Below are 26,288 nucleotides of genomic sequence, written 5' to 3'. Positions count from 1 at the left end.
CCGTGGCCTGCGACCAGGCACCGTCACACCCTCGACAGTCGACGGGTGGCGTCCGCGCGGTCGGCCCGCGACACCGCGACCCGCGCGCCGAGCACCACCGCGCCGTGCTCCGAGACCACGACCGGGTTGAGCTCGAGCGAGCGCAGCTCGGGCAGGTCGTCCGCGAGCACCGCGACGCGGGCGATGAGGTCCTCGAGCGCGGCGACGTCGAGCGCGGGCAGACCGCGGTAGCCGAACAGCCGGGGAGCCGCCCGCGCCGTCCGGACCAGCTCGGCGACGTCGACGTCGGTGAGCGGCGGGACGCCGTAGGCGATGTCACCGAGCAGGTCCGACGCGTCTCCGGCCAGCCCGAAGCTGATGATCGGGCCGAACAGGGGGTCCTCCACCGAGCGCACCACGCACGCCGACCCGTGCGGGGCCATGGCCTGGACCTCGAGCGGCGCGTCGACGTCCCCCTGCTCGTGGCTCGCGGCGAGGGCGAGCACCTGCTCCACGTCGGCGCGCAGCTCGGTCTCGTCGGCGACGTCGAGCCGCACGCCGCCGAGGTCCGCGCGGTGCCGCAGGGCGGGGACCGTGGTCTTGATCGCCACCGGCCACCCGATGCGCTCCGCGGCGGCCACCGCCTCGTCCGCGTCCTGCACCTGGAAGGACGGCAGGACGCTCAGACCGACCGTGGCGAGCAGCTCGGAGATCCGGTCCGGTCCCAGTGCCAGGACCGCGTCGCCCGACGCCTCCGCCTCCAGCCACCCCGCGACGAGCCGGCGGGCGGCGCGCGTCTCGACACCGTCGGGGTGCAGGGGCCGTCCCCGGTCCCCCGCCCGCCACTGCGCGTACCGGGCGGCGTGCCCCAGAGCCAGGGCGGCGTCCTCCGGCGTGCTGTACGCGGGCACGGTCCACTCCCGGCCGTCGTCGTCCGCCGCGGTCAGCTCGGCCGTGAGCCCGTGCAGGTCGTAGATGCAGGCCACCGTCGTGCGCCCGGAGCGTGCGGCGCCACGCGCGACGGCCTCCTGCAGCACGGTGTCCGGTCCCCCCACCGTCGGGATGCGGACGACCACCACGACGTCGCTGTCGGGGTCGGCGTACAGCTCGTCGACGGCCGCACCGACCTGCTCCGCGGGGGCGTCCTCGGGCAGCAGCTGCACGTGGCCGCTGACCACGAGCCCCGCCGCCGCCACGGCCTCGGCGACGAGCGCGGCGACCGAGGCGGAGCTCGCGAGGATCGCGGTGCGTCGTCCCGTGGGCAGCGGCTGGTGCGCGAGGACCTGGGCGACGTCGAGCATCTGGTGCGTGTTCTCGACGCGGACCACGCCGGACTGCCGGAGCATCTCGGCCAGGGTGCGCGGCGGCGCGTGCGTCGGCCGGACCGCGTGGCCCGGCGGCACCACCTGCCCGGACCGGCCGGCCGTCACGACGATGACCGGCTTGAGCAGCGAGAGGCGCCGGGCCACGCGCGAGAACTTGCGCGGGTTCCCCAGGGACTCCAGGTAGAGACCGACCACGTCCGTGTCGACGTCGTCCGCCCAGAACTGCATGAGGTCGTTGCCGGACACGTCCGCCCGGTGCCCGGCGGAGACGAACTGCGAGATCCCGATCCCCCTGCGGCGGACCGCCGAGAGCAGCGCGACGGACAGCGGTGCGGACTGGCAGAAGAGCCCGATCCGGCCGGTCGGCGGGGGCTCGGCCGACAGCGACGCGTTGAGCTGGAGACCGCCGGCGCGCGTGGAGATCACCCCGTAGGACCCCGGGCCGACCACGCGCATCCCCGCCCCGTGGGCGACGCGCAGCAGCGCACGCTGCCGGTCCAGGCCGTCAGGACCCTCCTCGGCGAAACCCGCCGTGACGAGCACGACGCCGTGCACCCCGAGGCGGGCCAGGGCCCGGACCACGTCGGCGGCCTCGTCCGAGGGCACCGCGACGACCGCGAGCTCCACCGGCGCGGGCACGTCCGCCACCTGCGCATGCAGCGGGAGGGCTGGGTCGCCGGGGACGCCGACGGCGTGCACCAGCACCGACGGGTCCCCGAGCAGGAGGTCCGCCAGCACGCGCGACGCCAGGCGGCCGGCGAGGGTCTCCCCCGCGTCCACCCCGGGGCCGACCACCACCACCGAGCCGGCGTGGAGCAGGTCCCGCATGGATCGCGCCTCGGCGCGGTGCTCCCGGTCGGCCATCACGGCAAGCGACCGGTCCGTGGGGTCGATGTCGAACCCGACCGCGACGATGCCGTCCTCGGTGCGCTGGCGGACCTCGTAGCCGGCGTCCTTGAACACCGAGATCATCCGGCCGTTCTGCGGCAGGACCTCGGCGACGAACCGCCGCACGCCCCGCTCCCGGGCCGCCGCGGCGAGGTGCTCGAGCAGCACGGACCCGAGCCCGCGCCCCTGGTGGGCGTCCGCGATGTTGAACGCGACCTCGGCCTCGTCGGTGCCGATCCGGTCGTAGCGCGCGACGCCGATGATCTGGTCATCGTCCTCGGGCTCCGTAGCACTCGACACCGCGACGAGCGCGACGCGGTCGACGTGGTCGACGCTCACCAGCCGCGCGAGGTCCCGCTCGGGAAGCCGCTCCAGCGGGGCGAAGAACCGCATGTACGTCGAGCGCTCCGACTGACCGATGTGGAAGGCCTGCAGGGCGTCGGCGTCCTGCGGCCGCAGGGGGCGCACGTGCGTGGTGGATCCGTCGTGCAGCACGACGTCGGCCTCCCATGCGGCCGGGTAGTCGGGACCCGGTCGCGGGGTGTCGTCAGCCGTGACGTCTGCCATGACCGTCACGGTAGTGCTGCCAGCCGCGCGCCGCGGCCCGTCCGACTGCCGCGACGGTCCACAATGGTCGCCGCACCGCAGACCGGCACCGAGGAGCAACACCCATGGCGCGTCGCCCCGCGACTCCCGAACTCCCGCCCGAGGACCTCGTCGAGCGCATCGTCGACATCGACGTCGCGACCGAGATGGAGGGCTCGTTCCTGGAGTACGCCTACTCGGTCATCTACTCGCGCGCCCTCCCGGACGCCCGGGACGGGCTCAAGCCGGTGCAGCGCCGGATCCTCTACCAGATGTCCGACATGGGCCTGCGCCCCGACCGCCCGTACGTGAAGTCCGCGCGCGTGGTCGGCGAGGTCATGGGCAAGCTGCACCCGCACGGCGACGCCGCGATCTACGACGCCATGGTCCGTCTGGCGCAGCCGTTCTCGTTGCGTCTGCCCCTGGTGGACGGCCACGGGAACTTCGGCTCGCTCGACGACGGGCCGGCCGCGCCGCGCTACACGGAGGCGCGCATGGCGCCGGCCGCGCTGGCCATGACGACCGGGCTGGACGAGGACGTCGTCGACTTCGTGCCCAACTACGACAACAAGCTCACCCAGCCCGAGGTGCTCCCCGCGGCGATCCCGAACCTGCTGGTCAACGGCGCGGCCGGCATCGCGGTCGGCATGGCCACCAACATGGCGCCGCACAACCTGGTCGAGGTGGTCGCGGCCGCCCGGCACCTGGTGCTCCACCCCGACGCCACGCTCGAGGACCTCCTGCGGTTCGTCCCGGGACCCGACCTGCCGTCGGGCGGCAAGATCGTCGGTCTGGAGGGCGTCCGCGAGGCCTACCGGACGGGACGCGGCGCCTTCCGCACCCGCGCGACGGCCCGGATCGAGAACGTCACCGCGAAGCGCAAGGGCATCGTCATCACCGAGCTGCCGTACACGGTGGGCCCGGAGAAGGTCATCGAGAAGATCAAGGAGGGCGTCCAGAGCAAGAAGCTCTCGGGCATCTCCGACGCGGTCGACCTCACCGACCGCCAGCACGGCCTGCGCCTGGTGATCGAGATCAAGACCGGCTTCCACCCCGAGGCGGTGCTCGAGCAGCTCTACCGGTACACGCCGCTCGAGGACTCGTTCTCGATCAACAACGTCGCGCTCGTCGACGGCCAGCCGCGCACGCTCGGCCTGCGCGAGCTGCTCGTCGTCTGGGTGGAGCACCGGATCGTCGTGGTCCGCCGCCGGTCCCAGTTCCGGCTGGCGAAGCGGCTCGAGCGGCTGCATCTGGTGGAGGGTCTGCTCGTCGCGATCCTCGACATCGACGAGGTCATCCAGGTCATCCGGACGTCCGACGACGCGGACACCGCCCGCGCCCGGCTGCGCAGCGTGTTCGACCTGTCCGAGCCGCAGGCGGAGTACATCCTCGAGCTGCGGCTGAGGCGCCTCACCAAGTTCTCGCGGATCGAGCTCGAGAAGGAGCAGCAGCAGCTCGAGCAGGAGATCGCCGAGCTGCGCGAGATCCTCGGCGACGAGGCCCGCCTCCGGACCCTCGTCTCCGCGGAGATGGCCGAGGTCGCCGCCACCTACGGCACCCCGCGCCGGACCATCCTGCTCGAGTCGGCGGGCGGGACCTCGATCACCGGTGCCCCGGCAGCCCGTGGCACGGCCGCTCCGCTGGAGATCGCCGACACCCCGTGCTGGGTGCTCCTGTCCGGTACCGGCCTCCTGGCCCGCACCGCGTCGGAGGACCTGCCGTCGAGGGTCGAGGGCGCCCGACGGTCCAAGCACGACGTCGTGACCGCCGCAGTGCCGACGACGGCGCGCGCCGAGGTGGGCGTGGTGACGTCGCAAGGACGGATCGTCAAGGTGTCGGTCCTCGACCTGCCCGGGCTGCCCCCCACCGACGGCGCACCCTCCCTGTCCGGCGGCGTCCCGCTGGGCGAGGTGGTGACGCTCCTGCCGCGCGAGCGCGTCGTCGGCCTCACGTCGCTCGCCGCCGACGCCCCGACGCTCGCCCTGGCCACCGTCCAGGGCACCGTCAAGCGCGTCACCGCCGGCGACGTCCCCGGGAACCGCGACGCGTGGGAGGCGATCTCGCTCAAGGACGGCGACGAGGTGGTCGGCGCCGCCGCGGTGACCGACACCGACGAGCTCGTGCTCCTGTCCTCCGACGCCTCCCTGCTGCACTTCCCCGCATCGGCCGTCCGGCCGCAGGGTCGTGCCGCGGGCGGCATGGCCGGCATCAAGCTCGCCGCGGGCCAGCGGGTCGTGGCCTTCGGGTCCGTCGCGGCCGACGAGGCGTCGAACGCGGTCGTCGTGACGATCGCCGGGGCTTCCGGCGCGCTGCCCGGCACGCAGGCAGGCTCCGCGAAGGTCACCCCGTTCGACGCCTACCCGGGCAAGGGGCGCGCGACCGGAGGGGTCCGTGCGCACCGATTCCTGCGGAACGAGGACGCTCTGCTGCTCGCCTGGGTGGGCACCGCGCCCGCGTGGGCGACGGGCTCGGGCGGTCAGCCGATCGAGCTGCCGGCCCTCGACCCGCGCCGCGACATGTCCGGCACGGCGCTCACCTCACCGGTGCACGCGATCGGCTGACGCCGCTCAGACGAAGGCGACCACGTTGTCCCGCACCGGGGGGTGCTGGACGAACGTGCGGGCCGGGGCAGGCTCGGGCGCCCTCCGCTCGGCGACGTTGCGGGCCACGACAGCGGCCGCGATGAGGCCCTGCCCGACCGAGTAGGTGAGCATGACCCAGAACCCCTGGCCGGCGAGCTCCCACGAGGGCACGAAGGCCTCCAGCGCGATCAGGGCGTCGCTCACGAGGAAGACGGCGCCGCCGATCCCCGCGACCCGGCCGAGGCCGGTGGAGAGCACGGCCATCGCGGTCAGCACGCCGCCGTACACCGCGACCGGCACGAGCAGGCTGTCCGCACCCGGCGCGCACAGGGCGACGAGCGCGACGAGCACCGCGGCGTACGGCACGAGCAGGACGGGTCGGCGGTAGACGATCGACGCGCGGACCGACGGGGCGAACGCGACGACGTAGGCCGTCTGCGCGAGCAGGAAGAACCCGACCATCACGAGGAACGCGGCATCCTCCCCGACCAGCGACGGGACCAGGTCACCGAGCCAGGAGAACCCGAGCGCGACCAGCACCCACGTGACCAGGCGTCCGCGCGGCCAGCGGGTCGCGGTGAGGACGACCGCCGCGAGGGCCGGCATGAGCAGCCACTGGCTCACACGCTCGAACCCCTCCGGGCCGGTCAGCTGCGCGACCAGGTGCACCAGCACGAGCACGACGAACACCGCGACCCACGCGCGCGCGGCCCTGGACAGCGAGCGTCCCACGACGACCTCCTCGAGGCCGGACGCCTTCGTCCGGCGACAGAAACGGCCGGACGTCGTCGTCCCGCCGCGCCGATGCTAACCCGCGGGCGCGGGCGCGCGGCACGGTTCGACGCTGCCGCTCAGAGCTCGATGGAGAACATCGTCGAACTGTGGAACACCGCGTAGCCCAGGCCCTCGTACAGGCGGTGCGCGCCGGACTGGTTCGCGGTGTCCACACCGAGCTCGGCCATGTCCATCCCGTCCGCCCGGTACGCCGCCATCACCGTGGCGAGGAGAGCCGCAGCGAGCCGGCGGCCACGCCACGCTCGCCGCACACCGAGCAGGTCGGTGTAGCCGGCCTTGTAGCCGATCACGGGCCAGTCGTGCTCGTACCGCCCCGACAGCAGGTAGCCCGCGACCTCCCCGGTCGCGTCGTCCACCGCCACGAAGCTCCACGCCGGGGCGAACATGCTGCGGCCCTGTACCCACTCCTCGGCGGTACGCGGCTCGCTCCCCCAGTGGTCGGCGAACGCCTCGTTGTGCGCGAGCCGCACCTGGTCGTCCAGCTCGGTGGTCCACGGGACGATGCTCAGCCCGTCGGGCACGTCGACCGGGGGGAGCTCGACGTCCAGCGGGCGCCGCATCTCCGCGTAGAACCGCACCGGGGTGAAGCCGCCCGCACGAGCCAGCCGGACCGTCGCCTCGGCCTCGTCCTGGGTGAACACGGCGAGCCTGCCCGGCAGCTCCTTGCCCGAGGCCGCCAGCAGCTGCCGCCCACGAGCCGTCTGCCACGCGAGGACCTCGCGGCCGATCCCCCGCCCGCGCCACAGCGGGTCGACGGCGCCGTCGAGGAAGGCCCGGACCACCCGCGCGTCGCCCGGGGGCTGGTTCACGCGCGCGTAGGCGCGCATCACCCCGTCGGCGTCGACGCCCGCGAGCGAGTCGCGGGCGTGGTCCTTCCAGTCGCCGTCGAACTCGTCCTCGACCTCCTCCGCCGACGTCCTGAACGGAGCGGCGTCGGCCTCCTCGACGACGTTGAGCAGCCGCGTGAGCGCGGGCACGTCGTCACGGGTCAGCGGCCGCCACGAGAGCCCGTGGGTGTCGGAGGGCAGCGGAACGTCGGCGGGAGCGGCGGCGCGCTCGGCGATGGGCGCGAGGTCGGTGGAGGTCACGCCCACCACGATCCCCGGCCCGGAGCCGCCACGGCAACCGAAATGCCGGTCAGGCGTCGATGCGGCTGCGGTCCAGGCCTTCGGCGCCGGCGACGATGAAGTCCTTGCGCGGCGCGACGTCCGACCCCATGAGCAGCTCGAAGATCTCCTCGGCCCGCTGGGCACCCTCGACGGTGACCCGGCGCAGCGTGCGGTGCCGCGGGTCCATCGTCGTCTCCGCCAGCTGGTCCGCGTCCATCTCGCCGAGGCCCTTGTAGCGCTGGATGTCGTCCTTGTAGCGCTTGCCGGCGCGGTCGAGCTTCTTCAGCGTCGCCGCCAGCTCCGCCTCGGAGTACGTGTACACGTACTCGTTCTTGCGACCGCCGCCCCCGATGACCTCGATGCGGTGCAGCGGCGGCACGGCGGCGAAGACACGACCCGCCTCGACCAGCGGTCGCATGTACCGGAACAGGAGGGTGAGCAGCAGGGTGCGGATGTGCGCGCCGTCCACGTCGGCGTCCGTCATCAGCACGATCTTCCCGTAGCGCGCCGCCTCCAGGTCGAACGAGCGACCCGACCCCGCTCCGACCACCTGGATGATCGCGGCGCACTCGGCGTTCTTCAGCATGTCCGTGATGGACGCCTTCTGGACGTTGAGGATCTTGCCGCGGATGGGCAGCAGGGCCTGGAAGTCGGAGCTGCGGGCCAGCTTGGCGGTGCCGAGCGCGCTGTCGCCCTCGACGATGAACAGCTCGCTGCGCTCGACGTCGTCGCTGCGGCAGTCGGCCAGCTTGGCGGGCAGCGAGGACGTCTCGAGCGCGTTCTTGCGCCGCGAGATCTCCTTCTGCTTGCGCGCGGAGAGCCGCGCGCGCATCTCGCCGACCACCTTGTCCAGCAGCAACGACGACTGCGCCTTGTGGTCGCGCTTCGGAGAGCTGAAGATCGCCGCGAGCTCGGTGTCGATGACCTTGCCGACGATGGCGCGGACCGGCCCGGTGCCGAGGACCTCCTTGGTCTGCCCCTCGAACTGGGGCTCGGCCAGCCGGACGGTCACGACCGCGGTCATCCCCGCGAGCACGTCCTCCTTCTCGATGCGCTCCGAGGTGTCCCGCGACGAGATCTTCAGGCGCCGCGCGTTGGCGTCGACCGCCTTGCGCATCGTGCGCAGGAGCCCGGCCTCGAAGCCGGCCAGATGCGTGCCGCCCTTGGGCGTCGAGATGATGTTGACGAAGCTGCGGACCTCGGTCTCGTACCCGGTGCCCCACCGCAGCGCGATGTCCACGTCGCAGGTGCGCGAGACCTCCTGCGCGGTCATGTGCCCGCGGTCGTCCAGCACGGGGACGGTCTCCGTGAACGACGCCGACCCAGTCAGGTGCCAGGTGTCCGTCACCGCGGTGTCCGGCGCCAGGTGGTCCACGAAGTCGACGACGCCGCCGCTGTGCAGGAAGGTCTCCTCGTGCGGCCCGTCGGCACCGGGTGTCCCCGCGATGCCGCGCTCGTCGCGCACCGTCAGGGTCAGACCGGGGACCAGGAAGCTCGTCTGCCGCGCGCGGGTGACCAGCTCGTCGTACGCGAAGACGGCCGTCTTGGGGAAGATCTGCGGGTCCGCCCAGTAGCGGACGCGCGTGCCGGTCCGCGCACGGGCGACCTTGCCGCCGACCGCGAGCTCGGAGCCGGAGACGAACGGCTCGAACGGGTTGTCGGGGCCGACCCCGGCGCGGTCGTCGAACGTGCCCGGCTCGCCCCGGTGGAACGTCATGCGGTGGGTGCGGCCGCCACGGTCGACCTCGACGTCGAGGCGCGCCGACAGGGCGTTGACCACGGACGCACCGACCCCGTGCAGACCGCCCGACGCACCGTACGAGCCACCGCCGAACTTGCCGCCCGCGTGCAGCTTGGTGAACACGACCTCGACGCCGGTCAGCCCGGTCTTGGGCTCGATGTCCACGGGGACGCCGCGCCCGTTGTCCCGCACCTCGACCGAGGAGTCCGCGTGCAGCACGATCTCGATGCGGTCGCCGTGGCCGCCCAGGGCCTCGTCCACCGAGTTGTCGATGATCTCCCAGAGGCAGTGCATGAGACCGCGGCTGTCGGTGGTCCCGATGTACATGCCGGGGCGCTTGCGGACGGCCTCCAGGCCTTCCAGCACGGACAGGTGCCGGGCGGTGTAGCCGGACTGCGGGGAGGTCGTCGTCACGGGCCCGATGGTAGTCGTCGGGGCCCGGAGCACCGCGGCACCATGCCGCCGGCCACGGCTGTGTTGCAGGCTGGTTACAGTCCACTACGCGGTGAGCGAACCACCCGCTCCCGGTGCGAGGGATCGGCGACCGGGATGGTTCTATGGACTCGTGACCGGGACCATGACGCATCCACTGACCGCGGCCGACCGCTGCGACCGCTGCGGCGCACAGGCCTATGTCCGAGTTGTTCTTCCCGTGGGAGAGCTCCTCTTCTGTGCGCACCACGCGCGCGAGCACGCGCCCAAGTTCGCCGAGCTGGCCACCCACGTGCAGGACGAGACCGACCGCCTGCTCGCCGAGCACGGAGCGGGAGCCGGCGCCGCGACCTGACGTCTCGGCACCACGCAGACGATCGCACGAGGCCCGGACCCGCTGGTCCGGGCCTCGTTCGTATACCCCCGGCCGCCGTGTCTCCTAGGCTCGGGGCGTCCGGCACCGACGCCGGTCCCGACCGAGCAGGAGACGCACCATGAGCGAGCCCGACGTCGACAAGGCCGAGCAGCTCGAGCTCGTCCGCCGCGGTCTGCTGGAGGGTGAGGAGGTGCTCGCCGTCTACGACTGCATCGGCACGGGTACCGGCTTCCTCGGGATCACGACCCTGCGCGTCGTCATCCAGGACAAGAGCTTCGTCGGGAAGCGCGTCGCGATCACCTCGATCCCGTACCGCCACGTGCGGTCGGTCTCGATCGTCAGCAACACGTCCTTCGCGGGCAAGTTCGCCTCGAACAGCAGCATCGCCATCGACATCGGTGGCACGGTCCACGAGGCCGACTTCCGCGGCGTCGAGAAGGCGCACCGCGCCCACGACCTCATCCTCTGGTACCTCACCCGCTGAGGTCAGGCCAGCACGTTGGTCCAGGCCAGCACCCGGTAGGACCGCACCACACCGTGGACGACGAACGGGTCCGCCGCGGCGAACTCCTCCGCGGCCTCGCGCGTGGTCAGCACGCACATCGACCCGTTCACCTCGGGCTGCTCGAACGTGCCGATCGCCACCAGCAGGCCGCGCTGCGCGAAGTCCTCGTAGTGGGCGACGTGCGCGTCCATGTGCACGGGAGCCAGCTTCAGCACGTCGGGCCCGGACTCGTACAGGACGACGTGCCGGACCTGCCTCACGACGGGCCGCCCTCGGCGTACGCCACCAGCCGGGCCAGGATCATGCCCCAGCCCCGCACGTACGACCCGCCGCGGTAGCCCTCCGGCAGCGCGCAGGCGCCACCCAGCTGCTCCTCGGTCATCCGCTCCCAGCCGCGGTGCTCCACGGAGACGCGAGTGAGCGCAGCGCCCAGAGGCCGGAAGCTCAGCTCGACCTCGGTGGGCTCGGGCGTGAGCAGCCATGACATGGTGAACCCGTGCGGCGGGTCCCACGCGACGAGCTCGCCCCAGACGTGCACGGTGCCGTCGTCCCAGGTCTCGACGACGTTCCCGCCGAGCCGCCGCTCCATCGTCACGTCCCGCACGCGGTCGCCGCCGGACGAGAACGGTTCGACCGGCCACCACACGCCGATCTCGCGCACGAAGACGTCGAACGTCCTGGTCACGTCCGCCCGCACGGTCGTCGCCTGGTGGACGGGAGGTGCGGCCAGCGTCGTGACCTCACGCGGTGGCACGGTCGTCCCTCTCGCTGCCGTCGGGCTCGAGCACCCCGACCTCGATCTCGACCAGGCGCCGCGCGGTGTCCAGCGAGGACGCCCAGGTCTCGTCGAGGTACGCGCGCAGCCCGGCGAGCCCCTCCGGTCGGGACCGGTAGAAGTTGCGGGTCCCCTCGGTCCGGCGGGTCACCAGGCCGGCGTCCTCGAGCACCCTGAGGTGCTGGCTCACCGCGCTGCGCGTCACGTCGACCTCCTCGGCCAGCCGCCCGACCGGGACCTCGTCCAGGGCGAGCAGCGAGAGGATCTCGCGGCGTCGCGGCTCCGCGAGCGCCCGCAGCACGGCGTCGGTGTCGCTCACGCCCACAGTCCTACCGCGTGGCCGTCGGGGTCGGCCAGGACGGCGACGCTCCCGCTGTCCGCCGGGAGCGCGGTGGGCGGCTGCAGGGTGGACCCGCCGAGCTCCTCGGCCCGCGCGAGCGTCGCTGCCAGGTCCTCGACCCGCACGTACAGCAGGATCCCCGGGGGCAGACCCTCAGGGTCGGCCGCACCGATCCCCCCGCCGACGGTCTCGGCCGGTGCGCCGGTGTCGATCAGCGTGTAGCCGCCCAGCTCGGGCGGTGCGTCCGCCGACCAGTCGAACAGCTGCGTGTAGAACTCGCGCGCCCGCGCGGGATCCGTGCTGTTGATCTCGAACCACATGACGGGACTGCCCATGACCCACCTCCGGCTGATCCGACTGACCCGTCTATGGTCAGTGATCACTAACCGTTAGTCAAGACTGTCGGAACGACAGAACCCCGCCCCACCGAGGTGGGACGGGGTTCTGATCGGGACCTGTCAGTCCAGGTAGTCGCGCAGCACCTGCGAGCGCGACGGGTGCCGCAGCTTCGACATGGTCTTCGACTCGATCTGCCGGATCCGCTCGCGCGTCACGCCGTAGACCTTGCCGATCTCGTCGAGCGTCTTCGGCTGGCCGTCGGTCAGGCCGAACCGCATCGAGACCACGCCGGCCTCACGCTCGGAAAGCGTGTCGAGCACCTGGTGGAGCTGCTCCTGCAGGAGCGTGAAGCTCACGGCGTCCGCGGGCACGACGGCCTCGGAGTCCTCGATGAGGTCACCGAACTCGCTGTCACCGTCCTCGCCGAGCGGCGTGTGCAGCGAGATGGGCTCGCGGCCGTACTTCTGGACCTCGACGACCTTCTCGGGGGTCATGTCGAGCTCCTTGGCGAGCTCCTCGGGCGTGGGCTCGCGGCCCAGGTCCTGGAGCATCTGCCGCTGGACGCGTGCGAGCTTGTTGATGACCTCGACCATGTGCACCGGGATGCGGATGGTGCGCGCCTGGTCGGCCATGGCGCGGGTGATCGCCTGGCGGATCCACCAGGTGGCGTAGGTCGAGAACTTGTAGCCCTTGGTGTAGTCGAACTTCTCGACCGCGCGGATCAGACCGAGGTTGCCCTCCTGGATCAGGTCCAGGAACAGCATGCCGCGGCCGGTGTAGCGCTTGGCGAGCGAGACGACGAGGCGCAGGTTGGCCTCGAGCAGGTGGTTCTTGGCGCGTCGACCGTCGTTCGCGATCCACTCGAGCTCGCGCTTGATCTTGGCTTCCATCGTGATGCCCGCGTTGAGACGCTCCTCGGCGAACAGGCCCGCCTCGATGCGCTTGGCGAGGTCGACCTCCTGCTCCGCGTTCAGCAGAGCGACCTTGCCGATCTGCTTCAGGTAGTCCTTGACCGGGTCCGCCGTCGCGCCGGCCGTGACGACCTGCTGAGCGGGGGCGTCGTCGTCGTCCGCGTCGGAGTAGACGAAGCCGCTGTCCTCGCTCTCCTCCTCCTTGGCGGCAGGCTTCTTCTCGCCGTCCTCGTCCTCGTCGTCGGTCTCGGCGGCGTCCTCGACCACCTCGACCACCTCGACGGCCTCCACGACGACCTCCTCGATCGACGCGATGTCGGGCTCGTCGCCCTCCACCACCTCGACGTCGGGGTCGACCGGCTCGGTCGTCGCCTTCTTGGCGGCAGCGGTCTTCGCGGCCGCGGGCTTGGCGGCCGTGGCCTTCGCTGCAGCGGTCGTCTTGGCGCGGGTCGTCTTGGCGGGTGCGGCGGCGCCCTCCTCGGGCGGCACCACCGCCTTGGCGGACGGGCGCGCCTTGGCGCTGGTGGCGGCGACGGCACGAGCAGGGGCAGCGGGCTCGCGGACGCCGATTCCGGCGGTGGCGAGCCCACGGACGACGGCGCGAAGACGCTTGGCGTCCTGGACGTCCGCCTGCTCGCACGCGGTGCGCAACTCCTCGGCGCCCACGGTGCCGTGGGTGCGCCCACGCAGGACAAGGTCCTGGAGAGCAGGGTGCTCGAACTCACGCGGAAGAGCGGGATGCGGGGTCTGGGACGACACGAACGACCTTTCGGCAGCGCGACACCCGGAACGGGGCCGGGAGGTAGATAGATATTGTACCGACCTCACGGGCCGGTCGGCGCTATCACGGCACGACGACACGGCCGTCGAGGACGGCGGTCGGAGGGTTCTCGTTCACAACGAACGACACGAGCAAGAGATTCCCGAGATGACGGGCTGCTGCGTGAGCCGGGCTGGTGCCGGGTCAGCCCGGACCAGGCTTGACGGTGAGCACGGGGCACGGCGCGTCGAAGAGCACCCGCTGCGCGTTGGCGCCGAGGATCAGCTTGCCCACCGGGCTCCGTCGACGCAGACCGAGGACCACGAGCTGGGCACCGACCTCCTCCGCCGTCGCGATGAGGTCGTCCGCGACGTCACCGCCCGTGAGCAGTCGCACCTCGTGGTCGACGTCAGCCGCCGCGAGCTCGGTCCGCACCTTCTCCAGCTCCGCCTCGACGGCTGCGCGCTGCTCCTCCGGTTCGTCCGGGCGTGCGCTCACGACGACCACGACGCGCGTCTCACGCTGCCGTGCTTCCTCGATCGCCGCCCCGAGGGCCGCCCGACCTTCCGGAGTGGCCAGATAGCCGACCACGATGCCCATCGGTCCTCCCCTCGTCCGCGGCAACACCGCCGTGTGCGTGACGCTACCGGAGCGGAGGGGTCGCCACGAGCGCTCCGGTCGCATCTCGGCGCAGGTCAGTCGGTGTGGCGCACCCACCCGGGCGGCACCGCCGCGCTCAGCGCGTCGTCGAGGAGCTCCGCCAACCGGTAGCCCGGCTCGGCGTCGAGCGCCCCGTCCAGCAGCACGCGCGAGCGCGCGCCGTCCCCACGCCACCAGGCCAGCAGGGCCAGGAGCGTCAGCGCCGGTGCCTGTGCGCCGGTCCGGCCGCGGGCGACGACGGCCTCCAGGACCGCCTCGTGCACCGCGGTCGCTCGCTCCGGGGGCACGACGCCACGCACGGGGTCGATGATCATCGCCATCGCCCGGCCGAGCGCGGCATCGAGCTCCGGCGTCGACTCCGCGCCCCGGACGCACCGCTCGGCCAGGTCCGCGGTGCCGGGCACCAGCGCGACCAGCACACCGTCCCGCACCCGCCGGTCGGCCAGTCCCGCCTCGAGCCGACCCCACGGCGCTCCCCCGGTGCCTGCTCCGTCCGACTCGACCAAGGACACCGCGCAGCGCCACGCCACGAGCGACTCCACTCGCCACCGGGACACCGCGTCGGTCCCGGCGACGAGGGCCTCCTCCCACCTGCGCTCCCACCGACGCCGGACGCGGGCGACCGATCGGCGGACCTCGCCCTGCTCCGGACGGATCCGGGCGACGTCGTCCCGTGAGTCCGCCACCGCCGAGCCGGCCAGCACCAGCGTGGCGCCCACCTGGGTGGAGTCCAGGTCGCGCAGCGGCCGGCCACCGGGCGGGCAGCAGTCCTGCGCGCAGTCGAGCGCCAGGTAGCCGCTCGGCGTGACCACCCAGACCTGCACGTCCCCGAGCGCAGCCGCGGCGGCGTCCCGGAAGTGTCGCGCCGCGGCGTGCGCGGGGCCGTCCCCGCCGCGGGGGTCACGATCGGTGTAGAGCACGAGGATGCCCCGACGGGCGCCGTCCCGACCCAGGTGGGCGACGAGCGTGCGGGCGAGCAGCGGGCCGTCCGAGACGTCGGCGAGGTGCGGCAGGTCCACGCGGACGACGAGGCCCACCGCCCCCCGCGGCGGACGCAGGCTCACGGCGACAGCACTGTCCGCGGGGCGGAACCCGAGCCGGTGCGGGACGAGAGCGAGGATCTCCTGGGGTTCGCTCACCCGGAGCGTGGTGGTCTGCATGCCGTCAGCCCACCCGACGCGCCGGGTCCACGGGCCCGCCTCACCGGATCTGTGCACCGGGCCACAGCTCCAGGGGCATGTGGGCGTCTCGATGCAGGGCGTGGGCCGCTAACCTGTCGCGATGCCCCGTCCTGCGCCTCTGCCTGCGCGCGCCCGGTCCGGCGTCACGGCCGTCGCGGTCGCGCTCGCGGTCGCCGCCTCGACCGTGGCGTGCACGACCAGCGGCCCCGGACGCGAGACCCCGACCGGGAGCGCCCTCGCCCTGGCCACTCCCACGCCCGGCCCCACCGAGACGCTGCTCCCCGACGACGACGGTTCCCACTCGGCGGTCGGCGAGGTGGTCGACGGCTTCCCCGTGGACCTCGTCCCCGTCCCCGACGGCGCGGAGGTCCTGCTCTCGTCCGCCGCACCGGTCGACGGCACCGACCTCACCGAGATCAGCCTGAACCTGCGCTCGGACCAGGACGCAGCGGGGCTGCTCGCGGCGGTGCGCGCGCCCCTGGTGGCCGCCGGGTTCACGGAGGGCACACCACCGGCCGCCGAGGCCGGGCTGGCCGCGCAGTCCACCTTCGCCAGGAGCGCCGGCTCCGAGCTCTTGGTCGTCGGCATCCTCGACCGCGACGACCAGCGCACCCTCACGCTGGGCGGGCGGGTCCGCGCGGCCGCGCCGTAGGCTGCCCCGCGTGAGCACAGCGACCCCGTCCCTCGTCGACGTCGAGGACGTCCGACCGCGTATCGACGCCGTCCTGACCAGCCACGTCGCGCAGCTGCGCACCGTCCTCGCGGCGGCGAGCGGTGACGCGGACGTGCTCGCCGACGCGGTGGCGCAGATCCTCACCGGCGGCAAGCGCCTGCGGGCCGCGTTCTGCTACTGGTCCTGGCGCGCCCACGGCGGGGTCCCCGGCACACCGGAGGCCGACGCCGTGCTCCGCGTGGGCGCCGCGCTCGAGCTGTTCCAGGCGGCCGCGCTGTTCCACGACGACGTGATGGACGACTCGGACACCCGTCGCGGGTTCCCCGCCGCGCACCGGGCGTTCGCCCTCCTGCACGCCCGGCACGGGCTGACCGGCGACGCGGAGCGGTTCGGCATGTCAGCCGCGATCCTGCTGGGCGACCTCACGCTCATCGCGAGCGAGCAGGAGTTCGCCGGCGCCCTGGCGATGCAGCCGCGACCGCGCGCCGAGCGCGCACGGGCCGTGTTCGACCTGATGCGCACCGAGGTCACGGTGGGCCAGTACCTCGACGTGCTGGCTCAGGCCATCCCGTGGGGCGACGACCCCGTCGGCGACGAGGCACGGGCGCGGGAGGTCATCCGGGCGAAGGCGGCGCGCTACAGCGTCGAGCACCCGATCGTGCTCGGTGCCGCGCTCGCGGACGCCGGCGAGGACGCGCTGGACGCCTGCCGCTCGCTCGGCCTGCCTCTCGGCGAGGCGTTCCAGCTGCGCGACGACCTGCTCGGCGTGTTCGGCGACCCGCAGACCACGGGCAAGCCTGCGGGCGACGACCTCCGCGAGGGCAAGCGGACGGTCCTGGCTGCCCGTGCGGTCGCCCGCGCCCGGGCGCGTTCCGACGACGCCACGGTGCGGCTGCTGCGCGAGCGGCTCGGCGACCGCTCGCTCACCGAGGCCGACGTGACGGTCCTCGCCGACGCCATCCGGAGCACCGGGGCGCCCGACGACGTCGAGACCCTCATCGAGGACCTCGCCGGCCGCGCGTTCACTCTCATGGACCAGCGGCCGTGGGCCGAGCCGGCTCGCTCCCAGCTGGTCGGTCTGGCGCACGCGGCGGTCGACCGGCGCGCCTGAGTCCTCAGAGCTCCGCGGCTGCCCGCCGGCGGATCTCCGTCTTGCGCCCGGCGCGCAGTGCGTCGATGGGCGTGCCCGGCAGCGACTCGTCCGGCGTGAAGAGCCACTCGATGGCTGCCTCGTCCGTGAACCCGGCGTCGGACAGCACCGTGAGCGTGCCCTGGAGCGAGGCGAGCACCGCCCACGGCTGGTCCGGGTCGCGGTTGGTCGGCTGCGACGGGTTGGCGAGGTGCCCCGGCACGAGGAACGCGCCCGGCACGGAGAACACCCGCGGGTCGCCGCGGCGGACACCGATGATCCGGCGCTCCTGCACGATCCGGCGCACCCTCGAGGCGTCGAGGCCGAGCCGGTCGGCAACATCAGGGACGGTGAGCCACTCGTCGACCAGCCGGTCGAGGGTCTCTGCAGAATCGTTCACCCGACAAGAGTACGCATCTACGAATTACACCCGCGCAATTCCCCCGTGCGCTTTCCCCGCGTGCCGTATTCGGATACGTTCGCATTCTGTCACTCCAGTCACACAGGCACCATCCGTTCACTTCCGCACCATGAGGTAGGCCCCATGTCGCACCACGCCACCGCCCGCAGAGTGGCCAGCGGGACCGGCGCGACCCTCGCGCTGGCCGTCGTCGGCGTGACCGCGACCGGGGGCGCGGCGCATGCCGACGACGCCTACAAGGTCCGCTCCGGGGACACCGTCAGCCACATCGCCACCCGCACCGGCACCACCGTCGCGGCCATCGCGCGCGCCAACGCCCTGGCGGACGTGTCGCGCATCCGGATCGGGCAGGTGCTGACGATCCCGACGTCGTCCTCCGCAGCCGCGTCCGCACCGGCCGCCGTGGCGACACCGGCCGCGGGGTCGTACACGGTCGCCTCGGGCGACACGGTCAGCCACATCGCCGCGAAGCTCGGGACCTCGGTGCAGGCGATCGTGGCAGCGAACGGGCTCGACGCACGCGCCTTCATCCGCGTCGGCCAGACACTGGCGGTCCCGGGGTCCACCGCAGGCGCCGCAGCCGCACCCGCCCCGGCCGCTGCCGCTCAGGCGGCGAGCACCGTCTCCCACACCGTGCGGTCCGGCGAGACGGTCACCGCCATCGCCGCCAAGCACGGCGCCACCGTCGCCGCGATCGTCGCTGCCAACGGCCTCGACTCCCGCGCGCTGATCCGCATCGGGCAGACCCTCACCGTGCCGGTCCCGGCCGCCGCACCTGCATCCGCAGCCGTCGGCAACACGTTCGCCGGACGCACCTACTCCGACTCCGTCGTCGCCGCCGCCAACGCGAACCTCGCCACCCTGCGCAGCACCGGGACGCCGTCGAAGGCCGAGATGCAGGCCAAGGTCGCCGCGACGGCCCGCGCGATGGGCGTGGACCCGGCGCTCGCCCAGGCTGTCGCGTTCCAGGAGTCCGGGTTCAAGCACGCGGTGGTCTCCCCCGCCAACGCCATCGGCACCATGCAGGTGATCCCCACGTCGGGCCAGTGGGCGTCGGACCTCGTCGGTCGTCGGCTCAACCTCGTGAACCCGGACGACAACGTCACCGCGGGCGTCGCCATCCTGCGCGCGCTCGTCGGCAACGCCCCCGACCTGCCCACGGCGATCGCCGGCTACTACCAGGGCGCGGCGTCGGTGAAGAAGAACGGGATGTTCGCGGACACGCGGCGCTACGTCGCCAACGTCCAGACGCACATGACGCGCTTCCGCTGAGGTCGCGCCTGCCGCACCGGCGGGGCTCGCGACCGTAGACTCCCTGCCGTGGGAGCCACCATCACCGATCCGTTCGTCGGCCGCCTGGTCGACAGCAGGTACGAGGTCGTGTCCCGCATCGCCCGCGGGGGCATGGCGACCGTCTACCTGGCCGTCGACCGGCGGCTCGACCGCGACGTCGCGCTCAAGGTGATGCACGCCCACCTGGCCGAGGGCACGTCCGGGTCGGACTTCGTCGCACGGTTCCGTCGCGAGGCCCGCACCGCCGCCCGCCTCACGCACCCCGGCCTCGTCGGGGTGTACGACCAGGGTGTCGACGGCGAGACCAGCTACCTGACGATGGAGTACATCGACGGCAGCAACCTGCGTCGGCACATCGGCGAGCGTGGCGCCCTGACCGTCGCCGACGCGCTGCGCATCGGTGAGAGCGTCCTCGACGCGCTGGCCGCGGCCCACCGCGTCGGCCTGGTGCACCGCGACATCAAGCCCGAGAACGTGCTGCTCGCCTCCGACGGGCGCGTGAAGCTCGCGGACTTCGGCCTGGCGCGCGCGGTCACGGAGGTCACCTCGACCACCACCGGGACGGTGCTCGGCACGGTCGCCTACCTGGCCCCGGAGCTGGTCACCCGCGGGGTCAGCGACGCACGCACCGACGTGTACGCGATCGGGATCCTGCTCTTCGAGATGCTCACCGGACGGCAGCCCTTCACGGGCGAGACGCCGATCCAGGTCGCGTTCCAGCACGTCAACAACGACGTCCCCGCGCCGTCGGAGCTCGTCGACTGGCTACCCATCGAGATCGACGACGCCGTCCGGGCGCTCGCCTCCCGCGACCCCGACGACCGGCCTGTCGACGCCGCAGCCGCCCTCACCCTCCTGCGCCGCACGCGCGCCGCGCTGGACGACGAGACGCTCGCCCGGCACGCGGACGTCAGCCCGTCGATCGTGCTCCCCGCGGCGACGGACCCGGCCGAAACCGACCTGGACGCCGAGACGGACGAGGACGCTGCCGACGAGGGGCAGGACCTCGACGAGCCGGACTCCGACCCGGACGAGACCACCCTCATCGAGGTCAACGACGCCCGCGGGACCACCGTCGCGCTGCCCATCGGGCTCGGCGTCGCCGCGGAGCTGCTCACCGGCCGGCCGCCCGAGCCGACCCGGAAGGGTCATCGCGCCCGCTGGATCATCGTGCTCACCATCCTTGCGGCGCTGGTCGGCGGCGGCACCTGGTGGTACCTCCAGCAGGGCCCGGGCGCTTACACGACCGTCCCGACGATCATCGGGCAGGACGCCGAGGAGGCGACCGCGATCCTTGCGCGGGCCGGTCTCGGCGCCGACCCGACGTCCGCCTTCGACGCCGAGGCGCCCGTCGACACGGTCTTCCGCACCGACCCCGGCCAGGGTGACCGGATCCGCAAGGACGGCACCGTGGCGTTCACCGTCTCCAAGGGCCCCGACTACGTGCTCGTGCCCGCGGGTGTCATCGGCGAGGCGCAGGCGAAGGCGGAGGCCGCTCTGGCGGCCGCCGACTTCGAGGTCGCCTACACGGAGCCGGAGTTCAGCGACTCGGAGGGCCTCGGCGAGGTCATCAGCGCGACGCTTCCCGACGGCACGCCCGCCGCGCCCGACACTCAGACGATCCGCGGTACGACCGTGACGCTGACGCTCTCCGACGGACCCGCGCCGGTCACGATCACCTCCGTGGTCGGGATGAGCGTCGAGGACGCGACCGCCGAGCTCGTGACCGACAACCTCAAGCTCGCACCGACCGAGGCGTTCAGCGACACCGTGGCGGCAGGCCTGATCATCGACCAGAACCCCGCAGCCGGAGCCGAGGGCCACCGAGGCGACACCATCGCGGTGAACGTCTCCAAGGGCCCGGAGAACGTCGAGATGCCCAACGTCGTCAGCAAGCAGTTCGACGCCGCCAAGGCCCAGCTCGAGAAGCTCGGCCTCACGGTGAAGCGCGAGAACGTGCTGGGCGGCTTCTTCGGGACGGTCCGTGACCAGAGCGCGCCCGCGGGTCAGCCGGTCAAGGTCGGTACGGAGATCGTCCTCACCGTGGTCTGAGACGACGAAGCCCGGCACCGCGCAGGCGGGACCGGGCTTCGTCGTTCACGACCTCAGGACGCGCGGAGCAGCTCCACGACCTGGAACGCCATCTCCAGCGACTGCTGGTGGTTCAGACGCGGGTCGACGAGCGTCTCGTACCGCCGCGCCAGGCCCTCGTCGTCGATCTCCTCGGACCCGCCCAGCACCTCGGTGACGTCGTCGCCGGTGAGCTCGATGTGCAGGCCACCGGGCACCGTGCCGAGGCCGCGGTGCACCTCGAAGAAGCCGGCGACCTCGTCCATGACGTCGGAGAACCGGCGCGTCTTGTAGCCGGACGCCGACGTGATCCCGTTGCCGTGCATCGGGTCGCAGACCCACGTCACGGGACGACCGTCGGCCGTCACCTTCTCGACGAGCGCGGGCAGCAGGTCACGGACCTTGCCGGCCCCCATGCGGGTGATGAACGTGATGCGCCCGGCCTCGCCCTGCGGGTTCAGCTTGTCGATGAGCGCCAGCGCGTCGTCACCGGTGGTCGTCGGGCCCAGCTTGATGCCCAGCGGGTTCTGCACGCGCGAGAAGTAGTCCACGTGCGCGCCGCCGAGCTGGCGGGTGCGCTCACCGATCCACACGAAGTGCGCCGAGCAGTCGTACGGGAGCCCGGTCCGCGAGTCGATGCGGGTCAGCGGGCGCTCGTAGTCGAGCAGCAGGCCCTCGTGGCTGGAGAAGAAGTCGACGGAGCGCAGCGCGTCGAAGTCGGCACCGCAGGCCGCCATGAACCGGATGGCCCGGTCGATCTCCGCCGCGATCTCCTCGTAGCGCGAGTACGACGGGTTGGCCATGAAGCCGCGGTTCCACTCGTGCACGCGCAGCAACGAGGCGAACCCGCCGGTGGTGAACGCCCGGATGAGGTTCAGCGTCGACGCGGAGGTGTGGTACGCCTCGAGCAGCCGCTGCGGGTCCGGCGTGCGGGCCTCGGTGGTGAACTCGTAGTCGTTGATGATGTCGCCGCGGAACGCCGGCAGCGTCACGCCGTCGCGGGTCTCCGTGTCGGAGCTGCGGGGCTTGGCGTACTGCCCGGCCATCCGGCCCATCTTGATGACCGGCAGGCTGGCGCCGTACGTGAGCACGACGGCCATCTGCAGGATCGTCTTGATCTTGTTGCGGATGTTGTCCGCCGTCGCCGTGCTGAACGTCTCCGCGCAGTCACCGCCCTGGAGCAGGAACGCCTCGCCACGCCCGGCGGCCGCCAGCTGCGCGCGCAGGTGGTCCGCCTCGCCCGCGAACACGAGCGGCGGGAGCGTCGACAGCCGAGCCGTCACCGCGTCGAGGGCGGTCGCGTCCGGCCACTGCGGCTGCTGGAGCGCGCCCATCGACCGCCAGGCGTCGAGCCCCGCGACGACCTGCGGGTCCGGCTCGACACTCATGAGTGGCTCGCCGGGACCAGGGACTGTCCGATGTCCTCCAGCAGCGCACCGAACCAGGGCTGCGACACGTCGAACGCCTTGCCGCCCGCGATGCGCGGGAACTCGATGGCGCGCAGCACGTCGCCCTGCTCCTCGTCGTGACCGATGACGCCGGACTCGCCGCGCAGCGCGGACTCCACGGCCAGGTCGGTCATCGACTTGATGAGGCGCAGGTCCTCGGCGTTCGCCGCCGCGGCGCGCGAGTAGTACCCGGACTTCTGCACCATCGTCTTCTCGGCGCCCAGCTTCTCGCCGAACTGCTTGGCGAACCACTGGCCCGGGTTCACGGTGTCGAGCTTGACGTGACCGAACGGGTCGCGCTCCACGGGCGTGCCGGCGGCCTCGAGCTGCTCGACGATCTCGTGCATGCCGGCGCCCTCGGACAGGAAGATGTTGACGTTGCCCTGCTCGTCCATGATCGCCTTGAGGCGCGCGGCCTCGGCGTCGATGTCGAGCGCCAGCTCCGGCACGAACACGGCGTGGATGTCCCAGCGCTCGCGCGTCAGGCCGATGCCCGGGACCCACTCCTGCGTGTCGAGCCACTTGCGGTACTCGGCGGCCGCGGCGGCGGTGAGCCACCCGCAGTGCCGGCCCATGACCTCGTGCACGATGAGCATGCGCGGGCCGGAGCGGTGCTCGCCGATGATGTTCGCGGCGAACCCGGCGGCCTCCTCGGCGGCGGTCCAGGCGCCCAGCGACTGCTTGATGGGCACCACGTCGTTGTCGATCGTCTTGGGCAGGCCGACGACGGTCAGGTCGTAGCCGTTCTCGTGCAGGTACGCGGCGAGGTCGGCAGCCGTCGTGTTGGTGTCGTCGCCACCGATGGTGTGCAGGACGTCCACGCCGTCGGCCTTGAGCTGCTCGGCGGCCACCTTCAGCGGGTCCTGCCCCTCCTGCACGAGGCCGCGCTTGACGCAGTCCTTCGCGTTGGTGAGCTTGACGCGCGAGTTGCCGATGGGCGAGCCGCCGAACTTGTGCAGGATGCCGGCCTTGGCACGCGTGTCCGCGTCGACGACGATCTTGTCGCCGCGCAGGAGGCCGTAGTACCCGTGCTGGTACGCGATGATCTCGATGTCGGGAGCGATCTCCGTGTACCGCTCGATGAGCCCACCGACGGCGGACGACAGGCACGGAGCGAAGCCACCTGCGGTCAGGAGGGCGACGCGACGAACCGACATGAGAAACACCTCTCGTAGACATTGCCTTCGACGCGCACGATCTGTCGGGCGCGCCCACGGTGCCGACGCTCAGGCCGACCGCGTCATCCTACTGACGTCCCGGACCCGTCCTGCGGGGGGACCGGCACCTGGACGTCCGGCACGGGACGTCCTCCCGGCGCGGCGGGAAGATGGTCGGCCGCGTCGCCCGCGACGGCCGGGTGGCCGGTGGCGATGCGCGCCTTCTGGGTGGCCGCGTAGACGTCCACGTACTCCTGGCCGGACAGGCTCATGATCGCGTACATGATCTCGTCGGTCACCGAGCGCAGGATGAACCGGTCGTTCTCCATGCCCTGGTAGCGGCTGAAGTCGAGGGGTTCGCCGATGACCGTGCCGATGCGCATGACCTTCGGGATCCTGCGACCGGCAGGCTGCGCCTCGTCGGTGCCGACCATCGCGACCGGGATCACGGGGGCGCCGGACTCGAGCGCCAGGCGCGCGATGCCGGTCTTGCCGCGGTACAGCCGGCCGTCGGGGCTGCGGGTGCCCTCGGGGTAGATGCCGAACAGGTCGCCGTCGTTCAGGCGTCGCAGCCCGGTGCGCAGGGCCGCCTCGCTCGCCTTGCCGCCCCCGCGGTCCACGGGGATCGTGCCGACGCCGCGCATGAAGCCCGCCGTGAGGCGACCTTTGATCCCCGAGCCGGTGAAGTACTCCTGCTTGCCGATGAACACGAGCTCACGGTCGAGCACGAGCGGCAGGAAGAACGAGTCGATCACCGCGAGGTGGTTGCTCGCCAGGATCGCGGCACCCTCCTCCGGCACGTTCTCGGCGCCGCGCACCCACGGCCGGTAGACCAGGTGCAGCAGCGGACCGACGAAGACCCGCTTCATCAACCAGTAGAACAACGGTTCACCTCTCGACCCGACTCACGGACTGACCGCCCACCCGAGCCCTGCGCTCGCCCCCCGACGACTCCCTGCGGAAGCCGGGGCCGAGCACCTGCCACCCCGACTACCCGGTCCGACTCTAGAGTGCTCCTATGGCACCTCGCCCCGACGACCCCGACGAGGGGGTCCAGCCGACGGGCGCCGACGAACCGCCGGCTGCCGGTCTGCCTGCCGGCCCGCCCGACGGGCCGCCTGATCATGCCGCACCACCGCCGCTCTCGGACGACGAGGTGTGGGCCGCCATCGTGGCCGACCTCGGTGAGCTCGACGGGTTCGACGAGGACCAGGAGCCCCCCACGACCCCCACGCCCCCACCGGGAGCGACGACCGCCGAGCCCGCGACCGGCCTGTCGTTCCCCGTCGCGCCGTGGGTCGCCGACCGACGCGTCGTGCGGCCCGCCCAGGAGCCGACGCGTGAGCCCGAGCTGTCCGGGCGCGACTGGGACGGGACCTCGCAGATCGACGATGCCGAGAGCGCCGTCGACGCCGAGGAGCACTTCGTGCCGCCCGATCCCGGGCCGATCCTCGGGGGTGACCCGCTGCTCACGATGGCATGGTTCGCCGCCGCGGGCGTGCCGCTCTTCCTGCTGGTGGTCCTGGTGGCGTGGCGCGACGCACCGCCCGCGCTCGTGCAGGCGGCCGCCGCCCTCTTCGTCGTGGGCGTCGGCGTGCTCCTGTGGCGGATGCCGCACCGCCGTGACCCCGACGACGACGACACCGGCGCGGTGGTCTGACCCGGTCGCACCCGTCCTCAGAGGCGGGCGAGGTCGGCCGCGCCGACCATCCCCGCGTCGTTGCCCATCGACGCGACCACGATCTTCGCCTCGGGCCGGTGCCCACGTCCGGACAGCTGCTCCGCGAAGCCCTTGCGGGCGGGAACCAGGAGCAGATCTCCCGCGTCCGCCACGCCTCCCCCGACGACGATCAGCGCCGGGTCGAGCAGCGCAGTGGCCGACGCCGCGCCCTCGCCCACCCAGCGTCCGAGCTCGGCGAGCAGCTCGACCGCCAGCGGGTCACCCTCCTGGGCCGCCTGCGTGACCTGCGGACCGTTGAGCTTGTCGACGTCTCCGCCGGCCAGCTCCAGGAGCCGCTTGGCGCGGTCGGGCTCGATGATCACGGTGGCCTGCGCGTCGCGCACCAGGGCGCTCCCCGAGGCGTACTGCTCCCAGCAGCCCTCGTGGCCGCAACCGCAGTAGTGGCCCCCGGGGACCACGCGCATGTGCCCGATCTCCGCGGCGACACCCCACGCCCCGCGCACGAGCTCGCCGTTGGACACGATGGCGCCGCCCAGGCCGGTGCCGACGGTGAGCATGAGCATGTCGTCGACGTCGCGGCCCGCACCGAACCGGAACTCGGCCCAGCCGGCGGCGTTGGCGTCGTTCTCGACGACGACCAGCACGTCGTCGTTCTGGAGGATCGCCTGGACCCGCTGGCGCAGGGGGTAGTCGCGCCACGCGATGTTCGGGGCGAACAGGACGGACGAACGGTCGGCCGAGACGAACCCGGCGGCGGCGACGCCCATGGCGCTGACCTCGTAGGAACCGCTCAGCTCGAGGTAGACCTCGGCGATGGCCTTGTCGATCCCCGCGACGTCGTCGGGCGACGTCTCCCGGCGCGTCTGCGCGAGGATCGTGCCCTCCTCGTCGACGACTCCCGCCGCGATCTTGGTCCCGCCGATGTCCACACCGATGGCGTGCATGTTCGTGTGTGCTCCTACGCGCTCGTACCGTGCTCGCTACCGTCCGGTGCGGGCTTCCACGCTATCCGCCTGCGCGGCCCCCGGCCCACGTGCCCGGAAGACCCCGCGACCAGGCCCGCCGCAGAGCGTACCCATTCGGCTGCTGCCCACAGGGCGACCGAAGTCCCGTATCGTCGGGGCCACACTTCG

General features: G+C 72.7%; 24 protein-coding genes. 8 read left to right on the top strand and 16 right to left on the bottom strand.

The features are described 5' to 3' along the window. Window positions 1-23: 23 nt before the first annotated feature. Complete coding sequence (locus AC1DXT_RS13265) at window positions 24-2,759, bottom strand: bifunctional acetate--CoA ligase family protein/GNAT family N-acetyltransferase (protein ID WP_477061779.1); 2,736 nt, start codon at window positions 2,757-2,759, stop codon at window positions 24-26. A gap of 104 nt (window positions 2,760-2,863) precedes the next feature. Here AC1DXT_RS13265 and AC1DXT_RS13260 point away from each other — a divergent pair, with 104 nt between their 5' ends. Continuing rightward, window positions 2,864-5,338 carry a DNA gyrase/topoisomerase IV subunit A gene (locus AC1DXT_RS13260; protein ID WP_477061778.1) on the top strand — a complete coding sequence of 825 codons (2,475 nt, stop codon included), beginning with the start codon at window positions 2,864-2,866 and terminating at the stop codon, window positions 5,336-5,338. Between the two features lie 6 nt (window positions 5,339-5,344). Here AC1DXT_RS13260 and AC1DXT_RS13255 read toward each other — a convergent pair whose 3' ends face one another. The 3 genes from AC1DXT_RS13255 to AC1DXT_RS13245 form a co-directional block, all read right to left on the bottom strand. Further along, window positions 5,345-6,091, bottom strand: a complete 747-nt coding sequence (locus AC1DXT_RS13255; RefSeq protein ID WP_477061777.1) for a lysoplasmalogenase — start codon at window positions 6,089-6,091, stop codon at window positions 5,345-5,347. A 119-nt stretch (window positions 6,092-6,210) separates the two neighbouring features. Then, the gene (locus tag AC1DXT_RS13250; RefSeq protein WP_477061776.1) at window positions 6,211-7,242 is read right to left on the bottom strand and encodes an N-acetyltransferase family protein; all 1,032 of its coding nucleotides are present in this window, start codon (window positions 7,240-7,242) and stop codon (window positions 6,211-6,213) included. Window positions 7,243-7,291: 49 nt separating this feature from the next. Further along, a complete protein-coding gene (locus AC1DXT_RS13245; RefSeq protein WP_477061775.1) occupies window positions 7,292-9,418 on the bottom strand; it encodes a DNA gyrase/topoisomerase IV subunit B in 2,127 nt (708 codons plus the stop codon). Between the two features lie 163 nt (window positions 9,419-9,581). On the opposite strand from AC1DXT_RS13245, the gene AC1DXT_RS13240 reads away from it, so the two are divergent. Then, window positions 9,582-9,791: a DUF7455 domain-containing protein gene (locus tag AC1DXT_RS13240; protein ID WP_056092095.1), complete on the top strand. Its 210-nt coding sequence runs from the start codon at window positions 9,582-9,584 to the stop codon at window positions 9,789-9,791. A gap of 139 nt (window positions 9,792-9,930) precedes the next feature. After that, complete coding sequence (locus AC1DXT_RS13235) at window positions 9,931-10,296, top strand: hypothetical protein (protein WP_477061774.1); 366 nt, start codon at window positions 9,931-9,933, stop codon at window positions 10,294-10,296. A gap of 2 nt (window positions 10,297-10,298) precedes the next feature. Here AC1DXT_RS13235 and AC1DXT_RS13230 read toward each other — a convergent pair whose 3' ends face one another. The 7 genes from AC1DXT_RS13230 to AC1DXT_RS13200 all read right to left on the bottom strand — a co-directional run bounded on the left by AC1DXT_RS13230 (window position 10,299) and on the right by AC1DXT_RS13200 (window position 15,262). Continuing rightward, window positions 10,299-10,577 (bottom strand): YciI family protein, encoded by a 279-nt coding sequence (locus tag AC1DXT_RS13230; protein ID WP_477061773.1) that lies wholly within the window; start codon window positions 10,575-10,577, stop codon window positions 10,299-10,301. Then, entirely contained in the window at window positions 10,574-11,071 is a 498-nt protein-coding gene (locus AC1DXT_RS13225) for an SRPBCC domain-containing protein (RefSeq protein WP_477061772.1), read from the bottom strand. Before AC1DXT_RS13225 ends, AC1DXT_RS13230 begins: the two co-directional genes overlap by 4 nt. Beyond that, complete coding sequence (locus AC1DXT_RS13220) at window positions 11,058-11,411, bottom strand: ArsR/SmtB family transcription factor (protein ID WP_477061771.1); 354 nt, start codon at window positions 11,409-11,411, stop codon at window positions 11,058-11,060. Before AC1DXT_RS13220 ends, AC1DXT_RS13225 begins: the two co-directional genes overlap by 14 nt. Continuing rightward, a complete protein-coding gene (locus AC1DXT_RS13215; protein WP_477061770.1) occupies window positions 11,408-11,767 on the bottom strand; it encodes a VOC family protein in 360 nt (119 codons plus the stop codon). Before AC1DXT_RS13215 ends, AC1DXT_RS13220 begins: the two co-directional genes overlap by 4 nt. 123 nt (window positions 11,768-11,890) lie before the next feature. After that, complete coding sequence (locus AC1DXT_RS13210; RefSeq protein ID WP_477061769.1) at window positions 11,891-13,441, bottom strand: RNA polymerase sigma factor; 1,551 nt, start codon at window positions 13,439-13,441, stop codon at window positions 11,891-11,893. Between the two features lie 205 nt (window positions 13,442-13,646). Continuing rightward, window positions 13,647-14,042: a universal stress protein gene (locus AC1DXT_RS13205; RefSeq protein WP_477061768.1), complete on the bottom strand. Its 396-nt coding sequence runs from the start codon at window positions 14,040-14,042 to the stop codon at window positions 13,647-13,649. Between the two features lie 95 nt (window positions 14,043-14,137). Next, window positions 14,138-15,262, bottom strand: a complete 1,125-nt coding sequence (locus AC1DXT_RS13200; protein WP_477061767.1) for a DUF4192 domain-containing protein — start codon at window positions 15,260-15,262, stop codon at window positions 14,138-14,140. 121 nt (window positions 15,263-15,383) lie between these two features. On the opposite strand from AC1DXT_RS13200, the gene AC1DXT_RS13195 reads away from it, so the two are divergent. Both AC1DXT_RS13195 and AC1DXT_RS13190 read left to right on the top strand, forming a co-directional pair. Then, the gene (locus AC1DXT_RS13195; RefSeq protein WP_477061766.1) at window positions 15,384-15,935 is read left to right on the top strand and encodes a hypothetical protein; all 552 of its coding nucleotides are present in this window, start codon (window positions 15,384-15,386) and stop codon (window positions 15,933-15,935) included. A 10-nt stretch (window positions 15,936-15,945) separates the two neighbouring features. Next, on the top strand, window positions 15,946-17,067 hold the full coding sequence (locus tag AC1DXT_RS13190) for a polyprenyl synthetase family protein (protein ID WP_477061765.1): 1,122 nt from the start codon (window positions 15,946-15,948) through the stop codon (window positions 17,065-17,067). A gap of 4 nt (window positions 17,068-17,071) precedes the next feature. Here AC1DXT_RS13190 and AC1DXT_RS13185 read toward each other — a convergent pair whose 3' ends face one another. Next, window positions 17,072-17,485, bottom strand: coding sequence for an Rv2175c family DNA-binding protein (locus tag AC1DXT_RS13185; protein ID WP_477061764.1), 414 nt, complete (start codon window positions 17,483-17,485; stop codon window positions 17,072-17,074). Between the two features lie 144 nt (window positions 17,486-17,629). Between AC1DXT_RS13185 and AC1DXT_RS13180 the strand changes: the two genes are divergently transcribed. Next, the gene (locus AC1DXT_RS13180) at window positions 17,630-18,778 is read left to right on the top strand and encodes a LysM peptidoglycan-binding domain-containing protein (RefSeq protein ID WP_477061763.1); all 1,149 of its coding nucleotides are present in this window, start codon (window positions 17,630-17,632) and stop codon (window positions 18,776-18,778) included. Between the two features lie 48 nt (window positions 18,779-18,826). Continuing rightward, window positions 18,827-20,851 (top strand): Stk1 family PASTA domain-containing Ser/Thr kinase, encoded by a 2,025-nt coding sequence (gene pknB, locus AC1DXT_RS13175; RefSeq protein ID WP_477061762.1) that lies wholly within the window; start codon window positions 18,827-18,829, stop codon window positions 20,849-20,851. Window positions 20,852-20,904: 53 nt separating this feature from the next. On the opposite strand, the gene AC1DXT_RS13170 is transcribed toward pknB, so the two are convergent. The 3 genes from AC1DXT_RS13170 to AC1DXT_RS13160 all read right to left on the bottom strand — a co-directional run bounded on the left by AC1DXT_RS13170 (window position 20,905) and on the right by AC1DXT_RS13160 (window position 24,343). Next, window positions 20,905-22,257, bottom strand: coding sequence for a class II 3-deoxy-7-phosphoheptulonate synthase (locus AC1DXT_RS13170; protein WP_477061761.1), 1,353 nt, complete (start codon window positions 22,255-22,257; stop codon window positions 20,905-20,907). Beyond that, complete coding sequence (locus tag AC1DXT_RS13165) at window positions 22,254-23,474, bottom strand: pyrophosphate--fructose-6-phosphate 1-phosphotransferase (RefSeq protein WP_477061760.1); 1,221 nt, start codon at window positions 23,472-23,474, stop codon at window positions 22,254-22,256. Before AC1DXT_RS13165 ends, AC1DXT_RS13170 begins: the two co-directional genes overlap by 4 nt. An 83-nt stretch (window positions 23,475-23,557) precedes the next feature. Beyond that, entirely contained in the window at window positions 23,558-24,343 is a 786-nt protein-coding gene (locus AC1DXT_RS13160) for a lysophospholipid acyltransferase family protein (protein WP_477061759.1), read from the bottom strand. A gap of 149 nt (window positions 24,344-24,492) precedes the next feature. Between AC1DXT_RS13160 and AC1DXT_RS13155 the strand changes: the two genes are divergently transcribed. Further along, entirely contained in the window at window positions 24,493-25,134 is a 642-nt protein-coding gene (locus tag AC1DXT_RS13155) for a hypothetical protein (protein ID WP_477061758.1), read from the top strand. A 17-nt stretch (window positions 25,135-25,151) separates the two neighbouring features. Here the strand turns inward: AC1DXT_RS13155 and AC1DXT_RS13150 are convergent, their stop codons facing one another. After that, window positions 25,152-26,099, bottom strand: coding sequence for an ROK family glucokinase (locus tag AC1DXT_RS13150; RefSeq protein WP_477061757.1), 948 nt, complete (start codon window positions 26,097-26,099; stop codon window positions 25,152-25,154). Window positions 26,100-26,288 lie beyond the last annotated feature (189 nt).

This window comes from Cellulomonas sp. P1_G12_2 (genome assembly GCF_056405535.1).
The sequence above is the reverse complement of the archived record's forward strand: the minus strand, read 5'-3'. Positions and strand labels throughout refer to the sequence as shown.